The organism is Streptomyces sp. NBC_00400 (genome assembly GCF_036048035.1).
In the GTDB taxonomy this organism is placed as follows: domain Bacteria; phylum Actinomycetota; class Actinomycetes; order Streptomycetales; family Streptomycetaceae; genus Streptomyces.
In genome coordinates, this window is sequence record NZ_CP107940.1 from 4,945,431 (window position 1) to 4,962,148 (window position 16,718).

Sequence of the window (16,718 nt, forward strand, 5' to 3'; positions counted from 1 at the left end):
TCAGAGATCTTCCTCCCACGCGATACCGGCCAGGACTTCCATGTCCGGTTCCTGGTGCTTACCAATGTCAATACTCAGGCGCTTCAGTGCTCGGTCCTTCATGTCCTGCGGCCGGCCACCGCGCTGCCCCTTCACGCACTCCACCCGCGTCCCTGTTTGAAGGAGTAGCTTCCGACGCTCCCGAGACATACGGCGGACTGCTTTCGCGTACTCGGGGTCCTTCAAAGCCTCCTCTTCTGCCACCTCCTCAGACCTAGGGTCGGCAGGGTCCTTCTTAGGCTTGATCGGTTGAAGAGAGTGCCAGTACCCGGCGAATGTCTGGCCGGTCTCGATCACCTCGGTCCAGCTCTCCGTCTTCGGGGCGTGCTCCAGGGCCTCCGCGCGGCGTTCGAGCGCGTCCACCTGCTCTTGCCAGACCTTGCGCCCCGTGCGTGAGCGCCTGCCCTCTCCTGTGGTGTAGAGGGTCCGTAGTTCGTCCTCTACCTCCGCCAGCTCTGGCCCAGGGTCGTAGCCGGCATGTTCCACATACCTAACGAGCGGAGCTGATCCCATGAGGGAGAGGAACTCTTCCTCCACCCACCCCTCTACCCACTCCTGCTTGATGGCCGCCGCTGAGGCACAGACCAACCCCCGCGCCTGGGCTCGGCACACATACACGGCGTAGCTGTGGGCCGGGACGCGATACATACGCCCCCCACAGCCAGCACAGTGGAGAACGCCAAGGAGGACAGCGTTCGAGTCCTTACGGTCCCCCTTAGGGCCTTCTGGGCGTGCCTCAAGTAGCGCCTTGATCGCGTCGCGTTCCTCGCGCTTAAGGATGGGGTTGTCTGTGATCATCACAGGATTCCCCTTGCGATCACGGACGGTCACCCCATCGTGAACCTGGTGCCCAATCAACGTCTGAGACAAAACGACCCGGGTTACCGACTGACTAACCCACTTCCGCCCCTTGGCCTTTCGACCCATGCGGACATCGTTCCAGTCGCGCGGAGTCGGGACCCCTTCCGCGTTCAGATGGACGGCTATGGCGTTCGGAGAAGAGCCTTCCACGAGCATGCGAATTATGGTCTCGATCACCTCCACACGGTCCGGATCGGGCTCCAGCGTGTAGCCCTCACCTTCCTCACGCGGCACCGGCCTGTAGCCATACGGCGGCAGACCACCCGCATACCGACCGACCGACCGCAACGCGGCGTTTGCTCCCGTGACCCGTTCCCGAATGGCCTGCGCTTCCATCTGTGCAGCGAAGGCCAGGAGCATGACCATGATCTCCGTCATGGGGTCCAACGGGTTGGTGAAGTCCAGCTTCAGCATCCCGCCGGGGCCTTCGGCGAAGACCAGCATCTTGCGGTGCGTCCGTGCCCACGTCGCCAACGCGTGCATGTCGGCCATGGAGCGAACGGCCCGGTCCAGTCGCCACCAAATGACCATGTCGTAGTCATCTGGGCTCTCAAGCCACTTGCTCAGCTCCGGCCGCTCGAACGGTGAAGTCTTGGATGCCGACACGTCCAGATCTTCCGCCCAGCGGTCGCCGATCTCCGCCCCGAGTATTGCCGCCGCCGATTCGTCAGCCTCTCGCTGGCGGGCGGGTGAGGTGGTTTCGTCCGTAAGGACGCTCAGACGGATGGCCCCCACGGCGCGTATCTTCCTGGTCATGGGCATGATCCTCCCCTGGTAGCCGCTATTTGTGCCTCCCGATTAATGGGCTGGCGCATCGACTACGCCATGGCCACGCCCGGGCTGGCGCGGCGTGCGGTGAAGGCATACGTGGAGCGGGCGGCCGGCCATGACCAGCGGTGGTCCGATCATGCGCCGGTGACGGTCGTCTTCGATCGCTAGCGGGCCGGGCAGCCGGGCCGGGACGGCCGGGACGCTTTCGCGCAGCAGAAACGGCCCACCGGAATGCGGCGGGCCGTCATGCAGCGGGAAGGCGTGGTCAGTGCTCCGACCGGTGCCTCAGGCGATGCGGGAGAACTTCACGTAGCCACCGTTGTCGGGACGCTCCCAGATGCCGCGGAAGGCCCAGTTGATGTAGCCGCCGTCGCCCTGGTTCGTGAACTCGCCGTCCTCGAAGATCCAGATGCCGTAGGTGACGCCGTCGTAGGTGGCCGAGCCGTACTGCTTCACGCCGTTCAGCTTGTCCTCGTACGGCTGGCTGAGGTTGTGGACCATGACGTTGTAGTGCTGGCCGCTCTCGTAGAACGCGGTCTCCATCAGGTTTTTGACGAAGCCTTCGCGGTTCTGGGCGGTCTTCACCGCGGCTTCGATCTTGTTGGCGATGCCGAGAACGTCGACGTTGAAGTTCACGTTCGCGTTGGCGCCGACGCTGACCGGCGACTCGCCCGCCGCGGCGGCGGCAGCGGCCGGGGCGGCCGACGCCGTCGCCGGGAAGGCGACAGCCGTGCCGCTGAGTGCTGCGCACAGCGCCGCGGCCGCAAGGCCCTTCTTCACAACAGTCTTGGTAACCATGGTTCTCCTCCATGTGTACGGATGGCAGTCCTCTCCGGTCCCCGATATGGGTCTCGGGGACCGGAGCGGTGGCACGGGCAGCCGCTAGGGGGTGGCCGCTGCGACCGGCACAGGAAGGATGTTCCGCGGCCCCGCTCATGAACTGCTCACACTGTGATCACGCACTTCGCAGGTGGTCCGCACTTTTCACTGACTTTCCGTCAGTCCGCCTTCCGCGTCCACATAGTGAGAGCGATAAGGGAAACGGAACCTGGTCTTCCCGCCGGTGGTCTTTGCAGGCAAAAGGGCGGTTTGCTGTGCGCGCATCGACGGCATGAACTCGAGGGCACAATGGTTCAGTTGCGGCTACTGGGGCCGGTTGAAATCGAAGTGAACAATGGGCGGCTGCTGAGCCTGGGAGCGGGCCGATTGCGCACCGTGGCCGCGATTCTGATCAGCGAGGTCAATCGCGTGATCCCGGTGGGCAGACTGATCGACCTGGCGTGGGACGCGGACCCGCCGGCCAGGGCGAGAGGCGTGGTCCACAACCATGTGCACCGCTTGCGGCAGTTGCTCGCCGGGCAGGCCGAAATCGCCACCCGCGGCGGGGGGTACGTGCTGATCGCCGACCCGTGGGCGGTGGATGTCAACCGGTTCCGGGAGCTGGTGTCCGGCGCCCGTGAGGCCGAGCCGTGGACCGCCGTCGCGCAGCTGCGCCAGGCGCTCGGCCTGTGGCGTGGTGAGGCGCTGGCGGATGTGCCCGGCGACCGGGTCAGACGGACGCTGGGCGTCGGCCTGACCCAGGCCAGGGTGGCGGCACTGCAGGAACTCGGCGGCAAGCTGCTGCTGCTCGGCCGGTACGGGGAAATGGTCACGGAGTTGACCGCCCATCTCGCGGAGCACCCGCTGCACGAGGAGCTGACGGCGCTGCTGATGCGTGCGCTGCAGGCGAGCGGCAGACAGGCCGAAGCCCTCGGGCACTACCACCGGACCAGACGGCACCTGAAGAACCAGCTGGGCATCGATCCCGGCCCGGCCCTCAGCGAGACGTATCTGGCGGTGCTCGACGGGAAGCCGGCGGCCGTGCCGCACTTCGCCCATCGTCCCCTGGCGGCCGGCCCCCGTCCCGCCGTGCCGTACGCCGCCGTGCCGTACGCCGCCGACCGCCCGCCGCCCTCCGCCGGGCAACTCCCGCCCGCTGTACCTCTCTCCGCCCCGCGGCTCCCGCCCGCCGCGCCTCCTCCCATCGCCCAACTCCCGCCCGCCATAGCCGACTTCTGCGGACGCGCGCGGGAGATCGTTGCGCTGGACGAGACCCTGGACCGGGTCCCGGGCCCGGGCTGTGTGGTACTCGCGGGCGGGGGCGGGGCCGGCAAGACCACCCTGGCGGTGCACTGGGCGCACCGGGTCAGGGCCGAATTCCCCGACGGACAGCTCTTCGCCGACCTCCGGGGCTTCGAGCGTCCCCCGATGCGGCCGGGCACCGTTCTGGGGAGGTTCCTGCAGGCCTTGGGGGTGCCGGACGCGACGATCCCCGACTCCGAGACGGAGCGCTCGGCGCTCTACCGTTCGCTGCTCGCCGGGCGGCGGATGCTCGTGGTGCTGGACAACGCCGGGACGGCCGAACAGGTGCGCCCCCTCCTGCCCGCGACGCCGGGCACGCTGGCCGTGGTGACCAGCCGGAGGCGGCTGAGTGGGCTGATGATCCGCGACGGGGCGGCGCTGGTCACAGTGGGCCCGCTGTCCGCGGACGACGCCCTGGAGCTGCTGGGGAGCGCGCTGGGGCGGCAGCGCATCGCGGCGGAGGGAGCCGCGGCCAGGGAACTCGTCGAGCGGTGTGACCGGCTGCCGCTGGCGCTGCGGATCGCCGCCGCACGGCTGATGGCACACGTCGGCTGGTCGCTGGCGGACTGGACGGAGAAGCTGGCCGACGAGCGGCACCGGCTGTGCGAGCTGTCCGCGGCCGATCCGGACCTGTCCGTGGAGGCCGGTCTGTCGCTCAGCCACCGCGCGCTGTCGAGCGGTGCCGCCCGGCTGTTCCGGCTCCTCGGGCTCGTCCCCGGCCCGGACGTGGAGGTCCACGCCGCCGCCGCGCTGGCCGGACAGGATCTGCCGCGTACCCGCCGGCATCTCGCCGAGCTGTGCGAGGCGCACCTCCTAGAGGAGCAGGCCGAGGGCCACTTCGCGCGGACCGGGCTGGTGCGCATCTACGCCGGGAAGCTCGTCGCGTCCGAGGAGCCGCCGGCCGACCGGGACCTCGCCCTGCGGCGCCTGTCCGACCACGCGGCCGGGGTGCGGACGGGACCCGGCTGAGCCGCGGTGGCCGGAGTCCGCCGGCGGCCCGATGAGCCACGGCGGCAGGGGGCGGGCCGTGGTCCGGCGAGCCGCGACCACCCGGCCGGGCGCGCTCATTCCCCGTCCTGCCCCTGCCTGTTGCCCCGTTCCCCCTCCCCGGCCTGCCCCTGCTCCTGCCGGTGTTCCCGCAGCCATGTCGCCAGCTCCGCCCGGACGCGGCGGTCCACGGCCATGGCGAGTTCGGCCTCGACCACACCCTTGGTGAGCGGACGGAGCTTTTCGAAGGTCTCGGCGATCCGGTCGGCCTCATGGGGGCCGGGGGCCTCGCCCGCCGAGGCGCGGGCGAGGACGTCGGACAGGACGTGGGTGCGGATGAGGGCGGCGAAGACGTCGGCGAGGGCGTCGGCGTGGGCGCGCACCTGGCGGCCGGCTTCGAGGACGGCGGCCAACGGGATGCCGTGGCCGACGAGTTCGGTGGAGGCGTCCAGCAGGCGGCGGCTGATGTGGACGAACTCGTCGCCGTCGACGGCCAGGTAGCCGATGTCCAGGGACGTGGTGAGGTTCTCGGGGGTGATGTCCTCGCTGAAGTGGTCGGCGAGTTCTTCGGGGGTGAGGCGGACGGGTGTCTCCTCGGACCAGGGCGCCACCAGGGTGTTGTCCAGGCCCAGCAGTTCGCGCACCTCGCGGCCGGTGTCGAAGGCCGAGAGGAGTTCGGCGATGCCGCCGAGGGTGTGGCCGCGCTCCAGGAGGGCGCCGATGGTGCGCAGGCGGGCGAGGTGGTGCTCGCTGTACCAGGCGATCCGGCCCTCGCGGCGGGGCGGCGGGATGAGCTTGCGCTCGCGGTAGAAGCGCAGCGTACGGACCGTGATGCCGGCTTCCCTGGCCAGGTCGGCCATGCGCAGTTCGCGCGCCGGGGGGTGTGCTGCCGCTTCCGTGCGCGCGTCCTCGGGGTTCTCGTTCGCTGCCACGGGCTCAGCCTATGCCCGGGGGTACGGCGCGGGACCGGGGTGCAACCGGCGGTAACTTCCTGCCGCCCGCCCCCTACCGCTCGGTACGCGGCTGCCCTACGCTCCGACTGTGCCAGTGATTGCTGGCGCGATGGGGTGGGCGGCTGTGGCGTCGGACCTCACGGCACCGAAGATGGCAGTGGAGTACGTCGAACTCGGGAGGCGGCGCAATGGCCGAGCGTGAGCGCAGGCATGTGCGGGTTGCGGTGATCGGATCGGGGTTCGGTGGTCTCGGCGCGGCGGTCCGGCTGCGGCGCGAGGGGATCACCGACTTCGTCATCCTGGAGCGGGCCGGCGCGGTGGGCGGCACCTGGCGGGACAACAGCTATCCGGGATGCGCCTGCGATGTGCCCTCGCATCTGTACTCCTTCTCCTTCGCGCCCAATCCGGAGTGGCCGCGGAACTTCTCCGGGCAGCCGCACATCCGCGCGTACCTGGAGCACGTCACCGACACCTTCGGACTGCGTCCGCACCTCCGCCTCAACTCGGAGGTGCACAGCATGCGCTGGGACACCGAGGCGCTGCACTGGGAGCTGGAGACGGCCGGCGGACCGCTGTCCGCGGACGTGGTGGTCTCGGCGACCGGGCCGCTGTCGGACCCCAAGGTTCCCGACGTACCGGGGCTGGACACCTTCCCCGGCAAGGTCTCGCACTCCGCCCGCTGGGACCACGACTACGACCTGCGGGGCAAGCGCGTCGCCATGATCGGTACGGGGGCCTCGGCGATCCAGATCGTGCCGGCGATCCAGCCGGACGTGGAACGCCTCACGCTCTTCCAGCGCACCCCGCCCTGGGTACTGCCGCGCGCCGACCGCAAGATCAGCGCGGCCGAGAAATGGCTGCACACCAAGGTGCCCGCGACCCGGGCCGCCCGCCGCACTCTGCTCTGGGGCATCAGGGAACTGCAGGTCAGCGCCTTTACCAAGCGCCCCAACGAACTGGGGGTGGTCGAGTTCCTGGCCCGGAACCATATGAAGAAGGCCGTCAAGGACCCGGCGCTGCGGGCCGTACTGACCCCCGACTACCGCATCGGCTGCAAGCGGATCCTGCTCTCCAACACGTACTACCCGGCCCTGGCGCAGCCCAATGTGGACGTGGTCGCCGCGGGGCTGAAGGAGGTGCGCGGCAGCACCCTGGTGGGGGCCGACGGGAGCGAGGCGGAGGCCGACGCGATCGTCTTCGGCACCGGGTTCCATGTGACGGACCTGCCGATCGCCCAGCGGGTGACCGGCGCCCACGGGACGACGCTGGCCGAGGAGTGGAAGGACGGCATGGAGGCGCTGCGCGGCGCCAGCGCGGCCGGCTTCCCCAACCTCCTCACCCTCATCGGGCCCAACACCGGCCTCGGCAACAGCTCGATGATCCTGATGATCGAGGCGCAGCTGAACTACCTGGCCGACTTCATGCGCCAGCTGGACGTCCTCGGCGGAAAGATCGCCCTCGACGCCCGGCCCTCCGCCGTGAAGCAGTGGAACCGCACGATCCAGCAGCGGATGGCGCGCACGGTGTGGAACACCGGCGGCTGCGACAGCTGGTATCTGGACGCGAACGGCCGCAACACCACCGTCTGGCCGGGGACGACCGGGGAGTTCAAGAAGGTCACCCGGCAGGTCGACCTCGCGGAGTACGAGGTGCTGCGGCCACCGGCCGGGCGGCGCGGGGACCGGACCGCCGCCGGCCCGCGCACGGAGGTGGCCGCATGAGCCGCCGGCCCGGACACGTCACCACCGGCCCGTACGCGCCGCCGGTGCCCCGTACGACGCTGACCGTCACCTCGGCCGACGGCGCCCGGCTGTACGCCGAGGTCCACGGCCCCGAGGACGCGCCGGCCGTCGTCCTGGCGCACGGCTGGACCTGCTCGACCGCCTTCTGGGCACCGGTCGTCCGCGACCTGGCCGCCGAGCACAAGGTCGTCGTCTACGACCAGCGCGGTCACGGCCGCAGCTCCGCCGCCGGTCCGGCCGGCCACAGCACCCGTGCGCTCGCCGACGACCTGGTGGCCGTACTGGAAGCCACCCTGCGGCCGGACGAACGCGCCGTGCTGGGCGGCCACTCCATGGGCGGTATGACGATCATGGCCGCCGCCGGACGGCCGCAGCTGCGCGAGCGGGCCGCCGCCGCACTGCTGTGCAGCACCGGAATGGCCGATCTGCCCGCCGCATCACGGGTGTTCCCGCTGCGCAGCCCGCAGGGCCGGCGCCGTGCGCACCGGCTGATGCTGCACTCCCGGACGCCGCTCGGCCCCGTATCGCCGCTCGCCAAACGCGCTCTGAAGTACGCCACCATGGGCCCCGGCGCCACCGCCGAGCAGATCGAGGCCTGTGCGCGCATCGTGCACGCCTGCCCGCCCGGGGTGCGGGCCCGCTGGGGCAGGGTGCTGGCCGGACTCGAACTGACCGGAGACGTCGGCCGGCTGGAGCTGCCGACCGCGGTCATCGCGGGCACCGCCGACCGGCTCACCCCGCTCGTGCACGCCCGTCGGCTGGCCTCCGTCCTCCCCGACTGCCTCGGTCTGACCGAGCTGCCGGGCCGGGGACACATGACGCCGGTCGAGGACCCCGGCGCGGTCGCCGGCCGGCTGCGCGCGCTCGTCGGGGACCACCTGCGGCCGGCGGGCACCGGCACCGAGTCCGCGGAGGACGCGGCCGCCGAGGTCCCCCGCCCCGCACGGCAGAAGAAGGAGAAGACGGCATGAGCGCGAGCAGGACCGGGAGTGGGAGCAGGAGCAGGAGCGGGGCCGGGGACCTGGAGGGCCAGGTCGTCGTCGTCACCGGCGCGGCCCGTGGGGTCGGTGCGCTGCTGGCCCGCAAGCTGTCGGCGCGCGGGGCGACGCTGGCGCTGGTCGGTCTGGAGCCGGACGCACTGCGGGGTGTCGCCGCCTCGCTGCACGGTCCGGCGCACCACTGGCACGCCGATGTCACCGACCACGAGGCGATGGTCCGGGTGGCGGGCGAGGTCAAGGACCGCTTCGGGAAGGTCGATGTGGTCGTCGCCAACGCCGGGGTCGCGACCGGCGGCCCGTTCGCCGACTCCGACCCGGTCTCCTGGCGGCGGGTCATCGAGGTCAACCTCATCGGCGGCGCGGTCACCGGCCGGGCCTTCCTCCCCGCCCTCATGGCGTCCCGCGGTTACTTCCTGCAGATCGCCTCGCTGGCCGCGATCACCCCGGCGCCGATGATGACCGCCTACTGCGCCTCCAAATCGGGCGTCGAGGCCTTCGCGCACAGCCTGCGCGCCGAGGTCGGCCACAAGGGCGTACGGGTCGGGGTCGGCTATCTGAGCTGGACCGACACCGACATGGTGCGCGGCGCGGACCAGGACGACGTGATGCGCGAACTACGCTCCCGGCTGCCGTGGCCGTCGAACAAGACCTATCCGCTGGGCCCCGCCGTCGACCGGATCGTCGCGGGCATCGAGCGCCGTTCCGCGCACGTCTACGGCCAGTGGTGGCTGCGCGGGATGCAGTCGCTCCGCGGATATCTGCCCTCGCTCATCGGGTCGGTGGGCCAGCGGGAGGTGCGGCGGTTCGGTGACCGGCTGGACGGATTGCGGGTCGGCCTGATGGGTGCCGGCGGCGAGGCGGACGAGAAGGCGCGGGCGGACCGGTGAACCGGGCGGTGAACGGCCTGTGGGCCGGCCCTGAGCTGCACCGGAGCTGCCCTTGAGCGGCTGGTTGGTGCCTGCTGAGTGCCGGGTGAGCGGCTGACGAGCGACCCTCGCCCCTCACGGAGCGTAGTCAATCGTGATCGAAATGCGAGCAATGTCCGGGCGTGTCACGCTGAACGGGGCCCAACCCCCCTACACCTCACTAGGAGTGAACAGCATGGGCATCAAGGACCAGTTCCAGGACAAGGCCAACGAGCTCAAGAACCAGGCGCAGAACGCCCGGAGCGACGCTCGCGAGCAGGGTCACGAGCGCGGCGGTCAGCGCCAGGACCGTGAGCACGGCGGTCAGCGCCAGGACCAGGAGCGTGGCGGCCAGCGTCAGGGCGGCCAGGACCGTGGCCAGCAGCCGCGGGAGCGTGGCCAGCAGGGCAGCCGCCCCGCCCAGGACGCGATGGACGCCGCCGAGGGCCGCTTCCAGAGCTGACACGGCTCGTCCTGAACCTCACGCGCGGCGGCGTACGCGCCATGCGTGAAGGGGCGCACCCGGTCGACCGGGTGCGCCCCACCGCATTGTCAGCTGACGGTCAGGCGACCGGCGGTCAGGCGGCCGACGGTCAGGCGACGACCTTGAGCTCCGTCGGCCAGCCGTACTGCCCGGCCTTGTCGAAGAGGTTCCCGATGTCGGCCGGCTTCAGCTTGATGCAGCCCAGCGAGCGGTAGTCATCGGTGCCGTCCCAGCGGTAGGGGTTGTCCTGGCCGGGCTTGGCGGACGCCTGGCTGCCCTCGGGCCACATCTCGCTGTGCACGAACAGCTCGGCGCGCGTGGTCCGGCCGTTCTCGCACACCTTGTCCTGGACGTGTATCACCTTCCCGTTGATCCCTTCGTCCCCGCCGTTGTAATGCGCGTCGTGGGCCAGTACCTGGTAGCTGCCGTTCGGCAGCCAGCCCTGCGAGCTGGCGCATTCGTTCTTGCCGTTGGGGCCGCCGTCGCCGGAGCCCGCGCGGTACTTGGCGAGCACCGTGTCGCGGGCGCCGGGGACGCTCTTCATCAAGGAGAGCGCCGACTTGCTCGGGTCGCTCTGGTTCTTGTCGAAGGAGAGGTACGTACCGTCGGCCGCGGCCTTTCCGGCGGTCTGCTGGGACGCCGGCTGGGCGGCCAGCGCGGGGGCGGCTTGGGTGGCGACCAGGCCGCCGGTCAGGGCCAGCGCGGCGGCCAGCGGGGCGATCCGTCGACGGATTCCCATGGGTGTAACTCCGTTGAGATGGGGGGCGTTGGCGGGGCTCGTGCAGCTGCTGCAGGTGCCCCGGCCGGGAAGAATACGACCCCCATGTAATGGGAACGTGACAGCGATCCGATCCGCTGCGCCAGACCGGGATCCGGCTGTCCGGGCAGGTCGGAGGGGGTGCCGGCCTGGTCAGGGCAGGCGACGGTGAGGCCGTCCGGGAGAGGGGAAGGGGGGCGGTGAGGGCGTTGTGCCGTGCCGGGCTGACCAGCTGTCAGGTAGCCCGGTAGCCCGCGACGTGTGGGGAGTTCAGGCCCCCGCCGCCTCCGCCGCGCCCCCGCTCCGCGGCGGCAACGGCGGCCGCCGCCGGTCCGGCGCGTCCGACAGGTCCGGAGGGGCCGACGCCGGATGCCGCTCCAGCAGCTCCAGCACCGTGCGCACCGCGACGCCCAACTGCGGATGCCGGCCCTCCGCCCAGTGCAGCGGGGAGCGCAGCGCCTCGATGTCGACCTCGACGCCGTGGTTCTCCACGCCCCACCCGTAGAGCCGGAACCACGCGGCATTCATCGGGACGGTGATCGCGGTGCCGTCGGCGAGCCGGTGCCGGCCGGTCATCCCGACCACCCCGCCCCAGGTCCGCATGCCGACCACCGGACCGATGCCCAGGAGCTTGAAGGCCGCGGTGATCATGTCGCCGTCGGACGAGGTCATCTCGTCGGCGACCGCCACGACCGGCCCGCGCGGGGCGTTGCTGGTGTACGAGACGGGCTCGGCGTCGCGGGTCAGGTCCCAGCCCATGATGGTGCGGGTCAGCTTCTCGATCACCAGCTCGGAGATATTGCCGCCCGCGTTGCCCCGTACGTCCACGATCAGCGCGGGCCGGGAGACCTCCATCCGCAGATCGCGGTTGAACTGCGCCCAGCCGGAGCCGCCCATGTCGGGGATGTGCAGATAGCCGCACCGGCCACCGCTCAACTCCCGTACCACGGCGCGGCGTTTGGCCACCCAGTCCTGGTAGCGCAGCGGCCGCTCGTCGACCAGCGGGACCACCGCGACCCGGCGCGACGGGCCCTCGCCCTCCGGCGGGGAGAAGGTCAGCTCCACGGTGGTGCCGCCGGCCGCGGCCAGCAGCGGATACGGGCCGGTCACCGGGTCCACCGCGCGGCCGTCGACATGGGTGAGCGCCGCGCCCTCACGGATGCCCGTACCGGCCAGCGGAGAGCGGGCCTTGGAGTCCGAGGACTCGCCGGGCAGGATCCGGGTCACCACCCAATGGCCGTCGCGGCAGACGAGGTTGGCACCGAGCAGGCCCATGGCGCGCTGGTAGTGCGGCGGCCCCTCGTTGCGCCGGGCGCCCACGACATAGGCGTGCGACGTGCCCAGTTCGCCCATCACCTCGCGCAGCAGATCGGCGAACTCGTCCGGGGAGGCGACCCGTTCGAGCAGCGGCCGGTACTGCGCGAGCACCGCGCCCCAGTCCAGGCCGCACATCTGCGGGTCCCAGAAGTACGTCCGGGTGATCCGGCCCGCCTCGTCGAACGCCTGGCGCCACTCCGCCACCGGATCGACGTCGTGCAGGATGCGCCGCAGGTCCAGGAAGACCGTCGAGTCGCTGTCCGGCGGCTCGGTCGCGGGCACCGCGCGCAGGTCGCCCTCGTCGTTGACGACCAGCCGCGTGCCGTCGCCGCTGAGCGCGAACGCGTCCAGCGAGCTGCTGAGTTCGGTGCGCCGCGCCTTGGTCAGATCGAAGTGTTCGAGGGTGGGCCGGCCCGAGGTGTCGGCCGGGTTGGCGAAGGTCTCGCCCAGCGCGCCGGAGATCGGCCAGCGCAGCCAGACCAGCCCGCCGCCGCTGACCGGCTCCAGGGAGGAGTACTTGGACGCGGCCACCGGGAACGGGGTGACGCGGTTCTCCAGCCCCTCCACCTCGACGAGTACGGGCCCCTCGCCCGTCGGCGGCGGGATCTCGTCCGGGTCGAGTCCGCCCGCGGCGGGCCGTCCCTCCGGGGACAGCGCGAAGGGGGAGGGGGTCGCCGACGACAGCGGTACGAGGTAGGGGCGGCAGCCCAGCGGGAAGGACAGATCGCCGGTGTGCACGTCGTAGACCGGGTCGAAGCCGCGCCAGGACAGGAACGCCAGATAGCGGCCGTCGCGGGTGAACACCGGCTGCTCGTCCTCGAACCGGCCGTTGGTGACGTCCACGATGTGCCGGTCGGCGAGCCGGGCCATCTTGATCTGCCGCAGCGTCCGGCCGATGCCGGGGTGCGACCAGGTCAGCCAGCGTGAGTCGGGGGAGAACGCCAGATCGCGGACCGGGCCGTTGGCGGAACGGATCAACTCGGTGACGCCACCGGGCCCGGCGGTCTCCTCTTCCGCGGACCGGTCCTCCTCGGTCGACCCCTCCTCGGGCCGGGCCACGTCCACCAGCAGCAGCCTGCCGTCATGGGAGGCCACCGCCAGCCGCTCCCCGTCCGGTGCGGAGCTCATCTCGTGGACCCGGCCCAGCTCACCGGCGGCCAGCCGGCGCGGCTCGCCCGGCGCACCGGCCCGCGGCAGGTTGGTGATCTCGATCGCGTCCTCGCCCTCGGCATCGGTGACGTACGCGATCCGGCCGGTGGAGCCCAGCATCTCGGGGAGCCGGACCCGTACGCCCGGGGTGTCGTGAATCGTGCGCGCCGGGCCGTCGCGGTGGGTGAGCCAGTACAGGCTGCCGCGGACGCCGACCGCACTGGCCCGCCCGGTCGTGTCCACCGCGAGCCCGGTGACGTGCGAGGCGGCCGGGACCTGGTAGGTCCGCCGCCCGGCCCGCGGACCGCCCAGCCGCACGGCCAGCTTGCGCGGTACGGCGTCCGGTCCCAGGTCGTCGATCAGCCAGAGGTCACCGGCGCACTGGTAGACGATCCGTGAACCGTCGCTGGAGGCGTGCCGGGCGTAGAAGTCGGCGTGGTCGGTGTGCCGGCGCAGATCGGTGCTGTCGGGGAGGCAGGAGTAGACGTTGGCGATGCCCTCGTGGTCGGAGAGGAACGCGACCCGGCCGCCGACGAACATCACCGAGTCGAGGTGCCCGCACAGATCCGGCAGCAGCCGGGTGCCGTGCAGCCACATCCGGCCCATCGCACCGCCCCGGTAGCGCTTCCAGGAGGCGGGCTCGTGCGGCGGTTTGCCGCTCAGCAGCAGGGTGCGGTGCTCCCCCTCGAAGTCGGCGACCGCGATGTCGGAGACCGGCCCCCAGGGCAGCTTGCCGCCGGGGCTGCCGTCGGTGGGCAGGCTGTAGGCCCACGAGTAGTACGAGAACGGCTGGCCGTGCGAGGAGACCGCGAGGATGTGCGGCTGTCCCTCGTGGTCGGGCGGTGTCCACCCGCAGACCCGGGCATCGGTGCTGCCCCAGAAGGTCAGCCGCCGGGCCGGGCCGCCGTCGACCGGCGCGAGATGGACCTCCGGATCGAGGCTGCGCCAGGTGGTGAAGGCGATATGCGTGCCGTCGGGGGAGAAGCGGGGGTGGCCGACCCGGGTACGGTCCACGGTCAGCCGCCAGGCACGGCCGGGCTCCTCGCCGTCCGGGGCGATCGGGGCGATCCACAGGTCGTCCTCGGCGGCGAAGCAGAGCAGGTCGTCGTGCAGATGCGGATACCGCAGATACGCGCCGCCGGACTTCCCCGGCACACCCGTGGTGGGCGGCTCCCGGCGCAGCCGCCCACGGGCCTTGTCCCGACGCAGCCGCCCGCGGGCCTTGGCGGGTTCCGACTCCGGGCGCGGCCCGACGTCCTCGGGTGCATCGCTCACCTTCCCATGGTTCCGGGACGGGGGAGCGGGGGCAAGTCGGCCTGACGAATTCGCACCGGGGAGGGGCGGCGGAGGCAGGTGGGGGGGCACCTCATAGGGGCAGGGTCAGCCGTTGTGCCGCACCTCGTCGATGAATGCCGCGAACGCTGCCGCCGGGAATGCCAGTGCGGGTCCGTCCGGGGCCTTGGAGTCGCGGACGGCGACCCGCGTCCCGGCATGCGCGATCTCTAGGCATGCGTTGCCTTCGCCGCCGCTGTAGCTGCTCTTGAACCAAGTGGGAGCCGGTACTTCTATGCCGGACAGTGGGCGATCAGTCATGAGACAGCTCCTGTCGTACTTTGGCCAGCAGCCGCAACGACGCCGAGGTGTCGGCTGCTTGTGAGCGAAGGTAGTCGAAGGTGAGCTTATAGCCGGAGACATCTTCGGCTTCATCGAGATACAGCCCGCGTCGGCGCATCTCGATGTAGACCACGGCCATGGAGTTGAGCGGGTTTCGTTCGTCGTTCCTGCCGAGGATGACGAAGTCGCCGGCTCCTGCTGCATGGGCTCCGGCTTTGAACGGCAGGATCTGGATCTCGACTGTAGGGCTCTGCGCCATCTCGTAGAGGTGGTCCAACTGCTGGGCCATCACAGCTGAGTTACCGACCGTCCGGCGAATGACGGCTTCATCCAACACAGCGCACACGTGCAGCGGAGGCTCCCGCCGAAGGATGCCCTGACGCTGAATCCGGGCGTCCACCATCTGCTCGATCACATCGTTCGGGCTGCGAACCTCGCGTGCCTGATGGATGGCGAGGGCGTACTCCCGCGTCTGCAGCAGGCCGGGGATGACGGTGTTGGCGCAGAGGTGCTCGTACTCGGCTTCGTGCTCGAAGGACACCAGCGGGTCCATCCATTCCGGTACTGCGCTGTTTCCGACCCACCAGCCGTCGGTCTGGGTTCGCGCCACTCGCACCAGGGCGTCGCGTTCACTTGCAGAGGCGTCACAGGCGTCGGCGATCGCTTTCACCGTGGCCCACCGGATCCTGGCGCGGTCCTGCCACATCTCGTAACGGCTCACCGTCGCCTTGCTGACCCCAGCCCGCTCGGCGACCTGCGATTGAGTCAAGCCGCATCGCTCGCGCAAGGAGATCAAGCCACGGGCGATCTGCATGCGCCCCGCCGGTCCTGTGAGTGTCGCGGTCATCCCCGCCCCTTCCTTCTCGCCCGCCATTCGCTGTCACGTTCAGCGACGGCCCAACACGGCGAGCGTACGCAGCTATTGGTCGATACGGGCGCCTCCGGTTGCTCGTCACCCACACTGATGAACTCCATTCATGTGTCGGCCATTCATTGGAGTCCAATAGAAGTCTTCTGGTGATGTATCGATCCCGCCTCTGTAAAGGAGAGTTGAGGCTATGCGCCGCCAATACGTGCACGTCATCGAACGACTGCGGTCTCTGATCGCCCCACGTGGCCGACATCGCGCCGGAATGCTGAGCCGCCTTCCCCGTGCGGCCTGTGCTGCCCGGCCGGCGGCCATTGCACTGACGCCCCGCCGCCCCGGCCCGTACGCCACCGATATCCCCATCGACGGCCGGGCGACGGCCATGATCCGCCCCTATCTGCTCACCCGCGAGCAGCGGCAAGAGCGACGGCACCGGCGAAAGCTCCGCACGCTTCAGGTCACTGCATACGGCATGCGCGAGATGGAGGTGGCGCAGTGAACGCCGATGACACGTCGCTGCGGCGGCTGCCCTGGACCGGAGAGGACGGTCGGCCCTGCTATCTGTCCACGGATGGAACCGGCCCGGTATCCCGTCTCGCCAACCGGGTCGAGGTTATGCGGCTCGGCGCGGCAGGCGGGTCGCTCGACCAAGCGCAGGACGTATTCGCCGACTTCGGGCGGGACCCGGAGCCTGAACTCGGTTCTCCGGACGGTCAGTTAGCAGATGCCCTCTGGGGTGCATTGACGCAGTCGTCCACCCCACTACAGGCGTTAGGCCTGCAGTCACTCCCTGGTGGGGAACTTTCCTCCGCGTACGCCGCCCGCCATTACGTGCGGACCATGGCCTGCTGGTGGGGTGTGGTCCCGGAGCAGACGGAAGCGCTGGAACTGATCACCGGGGAGCTCGTCGGCAACGCGCTCAAATGCAGCAACAGTCGTCTCATCGCCGTCGTGATCTCGCGTACCGCCCGGACCGCGTGCATCGGCGTGACCGACGAGGGGAAGGGCTGCGCGCCCGTACCGGCCAGGCCGGGGCCTGAGCAGGAGGGCGGGCGCGGGCTGCTGATCGTGGAGGCGCTGGCCGATCGCTGGGGGCAGCGAAACCTGGAGGGTGGCTTCACCGTGTGGGCCGAGATGGTCCTCAAATGCTGA

The 16,718-nt window shown here is 70.6% G+C and carries 14 protein-coding genes and 1 pseudogene; 7 read left to right on the top strand and 8 right to left on the bottom strand.

Going from position 1 to position 16,718, the window contains the following annotated elements; genetic code table 11:
* On the bottom strand, positions 1-1,656 hold the full coding sequence (locus OHS81_RS21750) for a recombinase family protein (protein WP_328386347.1): 1,656 nt from the start codon (positions 1,654-1,656) through the stop codon (positions 1-3).
* 48 nt (positions 1,657-1,704) lie between these two features.
* Between OHS81_RS21750 and OHS81_RS21755 the strand changes: the two are divergent.
* Positions 1,705-1,839: pseudogene (locus OHS81_RS21755) on the top strand (exodeoxyribonuclease III); the annotation flags it as partial.
* A gap of 117 nt (positions 1,840-1,956) precedes the next feature.
* Here OHS81_RS21755 and OHS81_RS21760 read toward each other — a convergent pair.
* A complete protein-coding gene (locus tag OHS81_RS21760) occupies positions 1,957-2,469 on the bottom strand; it encodes a stress protein (RefSeq protein ID WP_328386348.1) in 513 nt (170 codons plus the stop codon).
* 417 nt (positions 2,470-2,886) lie between these two features.
* Here OHS81_RS21760 and OHS81_RS21765 point away from each other — a divergent pair, with 417 nt between their 5' ends.
* Positions 2,887-4,761, top strand: coding sequence for an AfsR/SARP family transcriptional regulator (locus OHS81_RS21765; RefSeq protein ID WP_328386349.1), 1,875 nt, complete (start codon positions 2,887-2,889; stop codon positions 4,759-4,761).
* A 95-nt stretch (positions 4,762-4,856) separates the two neighbouring features.
* On the opposite strand, the gene OHS81_RS21770 is transcribed toward OHS81_RS21765, so the two are convergent.
* On the bottom strand, positions 4,857-5,711 hold the full coding sequence (locus tag OHS81_RS21770) for a MerR family transcriptional regulator (protein WP_443058743.1): 855 nt from the start codon (positions 5,709-5,711) through the stop codon (positions 4,857-4,859).
* Between the two features lie 209 nt (positions 5,712-5,920).
* Here OHS81_RS21770 and OHS81_RS21775 point away from each other — a divergent pair, with 209 nt between their 5' ends.
* The 3 genes from OHS81_RS21775 to OHS81_RS21785 are packed head-to-tail and all read left to right on the top strand — an operon-like array spanning position 5,921 to position 9,359.
* Positions 5,921-7,453 (top strand): flavin-containing monooxygenase, encoded by a 1,533-nt coding sequence (locus tag OHS81_RS21775; protein WP_328386350.1) that lies wholly within the window; start codon positions 5,921-5,923, stop codon positions 7,451-7,453.
* A complete protein-coding gene (locus OHS81_RS21780; RefSeq protein ID WP_328386351.1) occupies positions 7,450-8,445 on the top strand; it encodes an alpha/beta fold hydrolase in 996 nt (331 codons plus the stop codon). The genes OHS81_RS21775 and OHS81_RS21780 overlap by 4 nt, the downstream gene beginning before the upstream one ends.
* A complete protein-coding gene (locus OHS81_RS21785; protein ID WP_328386352.1) occupies positions 8,442-9,359 on the top strand; it encodes an SDR family oxidoreductase in 918 nt (305 codons plus the stop codon). The genes OHS81_RS21780 and OHS81_RS21785 overlap by 4 nt, the downstream gene beginning before the upstream one ends.
* 199 nt (positions 9,360-9,558) lie before the next feature.
* On the opposite strand, the gene OHS81_RS21790 is transcribed toward OHS81_RS21785, so the two are convergent.
* The 5 genes from OHS81_RS21790 to OHS81_RS21810 form a co-directional block, all read right to left on the bottom strand.
* A complete protein-coding gene (locus OHS81_RS21790) occupies positions 9,559-9,843 on the bottom strand; it encodes a hypothetical protein (RefSeq protein WP_328386353.1) in 285 nt (94 codons plus the stop codon).
* Between the two features lie 127 nt (positions 9,844-9,970).
* Positions 9,971-10,600: a hypothetical protein gene (locus OHS81_RS21795; RefSeq protein WP_328386354.1), complete on the bottom strand. Its 630-nt coding sequence runs from the start codon at positions 10,598-10,600 to the stop codon at positions 9,971-9,973.
* A gap of 288 nt (positions 10,601-10,888) precedes the next feature.
* Positions 10,889-14,239, bottom strand: coding sequence for a S41 family peptidase (locus OHS81_RS21800; protein WP_328391327.1), 3,351 nt, complete (start codon positions 14,237-14,239; stop codon positions 10,889-10,891).
* 225 nt (positions 14,240-14,464) lie between these two features.
* A complete protein-coding gene (locus OHS81_RS21805) occupies positions 14,465-14,677 on the bottom strand; it encodes a DUF397 domain-containing protein (protein WP_328386355.1) in 213 nt (70 codons plus the stop codon).
* Positions 14,670-15,545: a helix-turn-helix domain-containing protein gene (locus OHS81_RS21810; RefSeq protein WP_328386356.1), complete on the bottom strand. Its 876-nt coding sequence runs from the start codon at positions 15,543-15,545 to the stop codon at positions 14,670-14,672. The genes OHS81_RS21805 and OHS81_RS21810 overlap by 8 nt, the downstream gene beginning before the upstream one ends.
* A 211-nt stretch (positions 15,546-15,756) precedes the next feature.
* On the opposite strand from OHS81_RS21810, the gene OHS81_RS21815 reads away from it, so the two are divergent.
* Positions 15,757-16,065, top strand: a complete 309-nt coding sequence (locus OHS81_RS21815) for a hypothetical protein (protein WP_328386357.1) — start codon at positions 15,757-15,759, stop codon at positions 16,063-16,065.
* Positions 16,062-16,718: an ATP-binding protein gene (locus OHS81_RS21820; RefSeq protein WP_328386358.1), complete on the top strand. Its 657-nt coding sequence runs from the start codon at positions 16,062-16,064 to the stop codon at positions 16,716-16,718. The genes OHS81_RS21815 and OHS81_RS21820 overlap by 4 nt, the downstream gene beginning before the upstream one ends.

What these genes read in the sequence shown, in the direction of transcription:
- OHS81_RS21750 (WP_328386347.1), bottom strand. Translation starts at nt 1,656, where the DNA reads ATGACCAGGAAGATACGCGCCGTGGGGGCCATCCGTCTGAGCGTCCTT.
- OHS81_RS21760 (WP_328386348.1), bottom strand. Translation starts at nt 2,469, where the DNA reads ATGGTTACCAAGACTGTTGTGAAGAAGGGCCTTGCGGCCGCGGCGCTG.
- OHS81_RS21775 (WP_328386350.1), top strand. Translation starts at nt 5,921, where the DNA reads ATGGCCGAGCGTGAGCGCAGGCATGTGCGGGTTGCGGTGATCGGATCG.
- OHS81_RS21780 (WP_328386351.1), top strand. Translation starts at nt 7,450, where the DNA reads ATGAGCCGCCGGCCCGGACACGTCACCACCGGCCCGTACGCGCCGCCG.
- OHS81_RS21785 (WP_328386352.1), top strand. Translation starts at nt 8,442, where the DNA reads ATGAGCGCGAGCAGGACCGGGAGTGGGAGCAGGAGCAGGAGCGGGGCC.
- OHS81_RS21795 (WP_328386354.1), bottom strand. Translation starts at nt 10,600, where the DNA reads ATGGGAATCCGTCGACGGATCGCCCCGCTGGCCGCCGCGCTGGCCCTG.
- OHS81_RS21805 (WP_328386355.1), bottom strand. Translation starts at nt 14,677, where the DNA reads ATGACTGATCGCCCACTGTCCGGCATAGAAGTACCGGCTCCCACTTGG.
- OHS81_RS21810 (WP_328386356.1), bottom strand. Translation starts at nt 15,545, where the DNA reads ATGACCGCGACACTCACAGGACCGGCGGGGCGCATGCAGATCGCCCGT.
- OHS81_RS21815 (WP_328386357.1), top strand. Translation starts at nt 15,757, where the DNA reads ATGCGCCGCCAATACGTGCACGTCATCGAACGACTGCGGTCTCTGATC.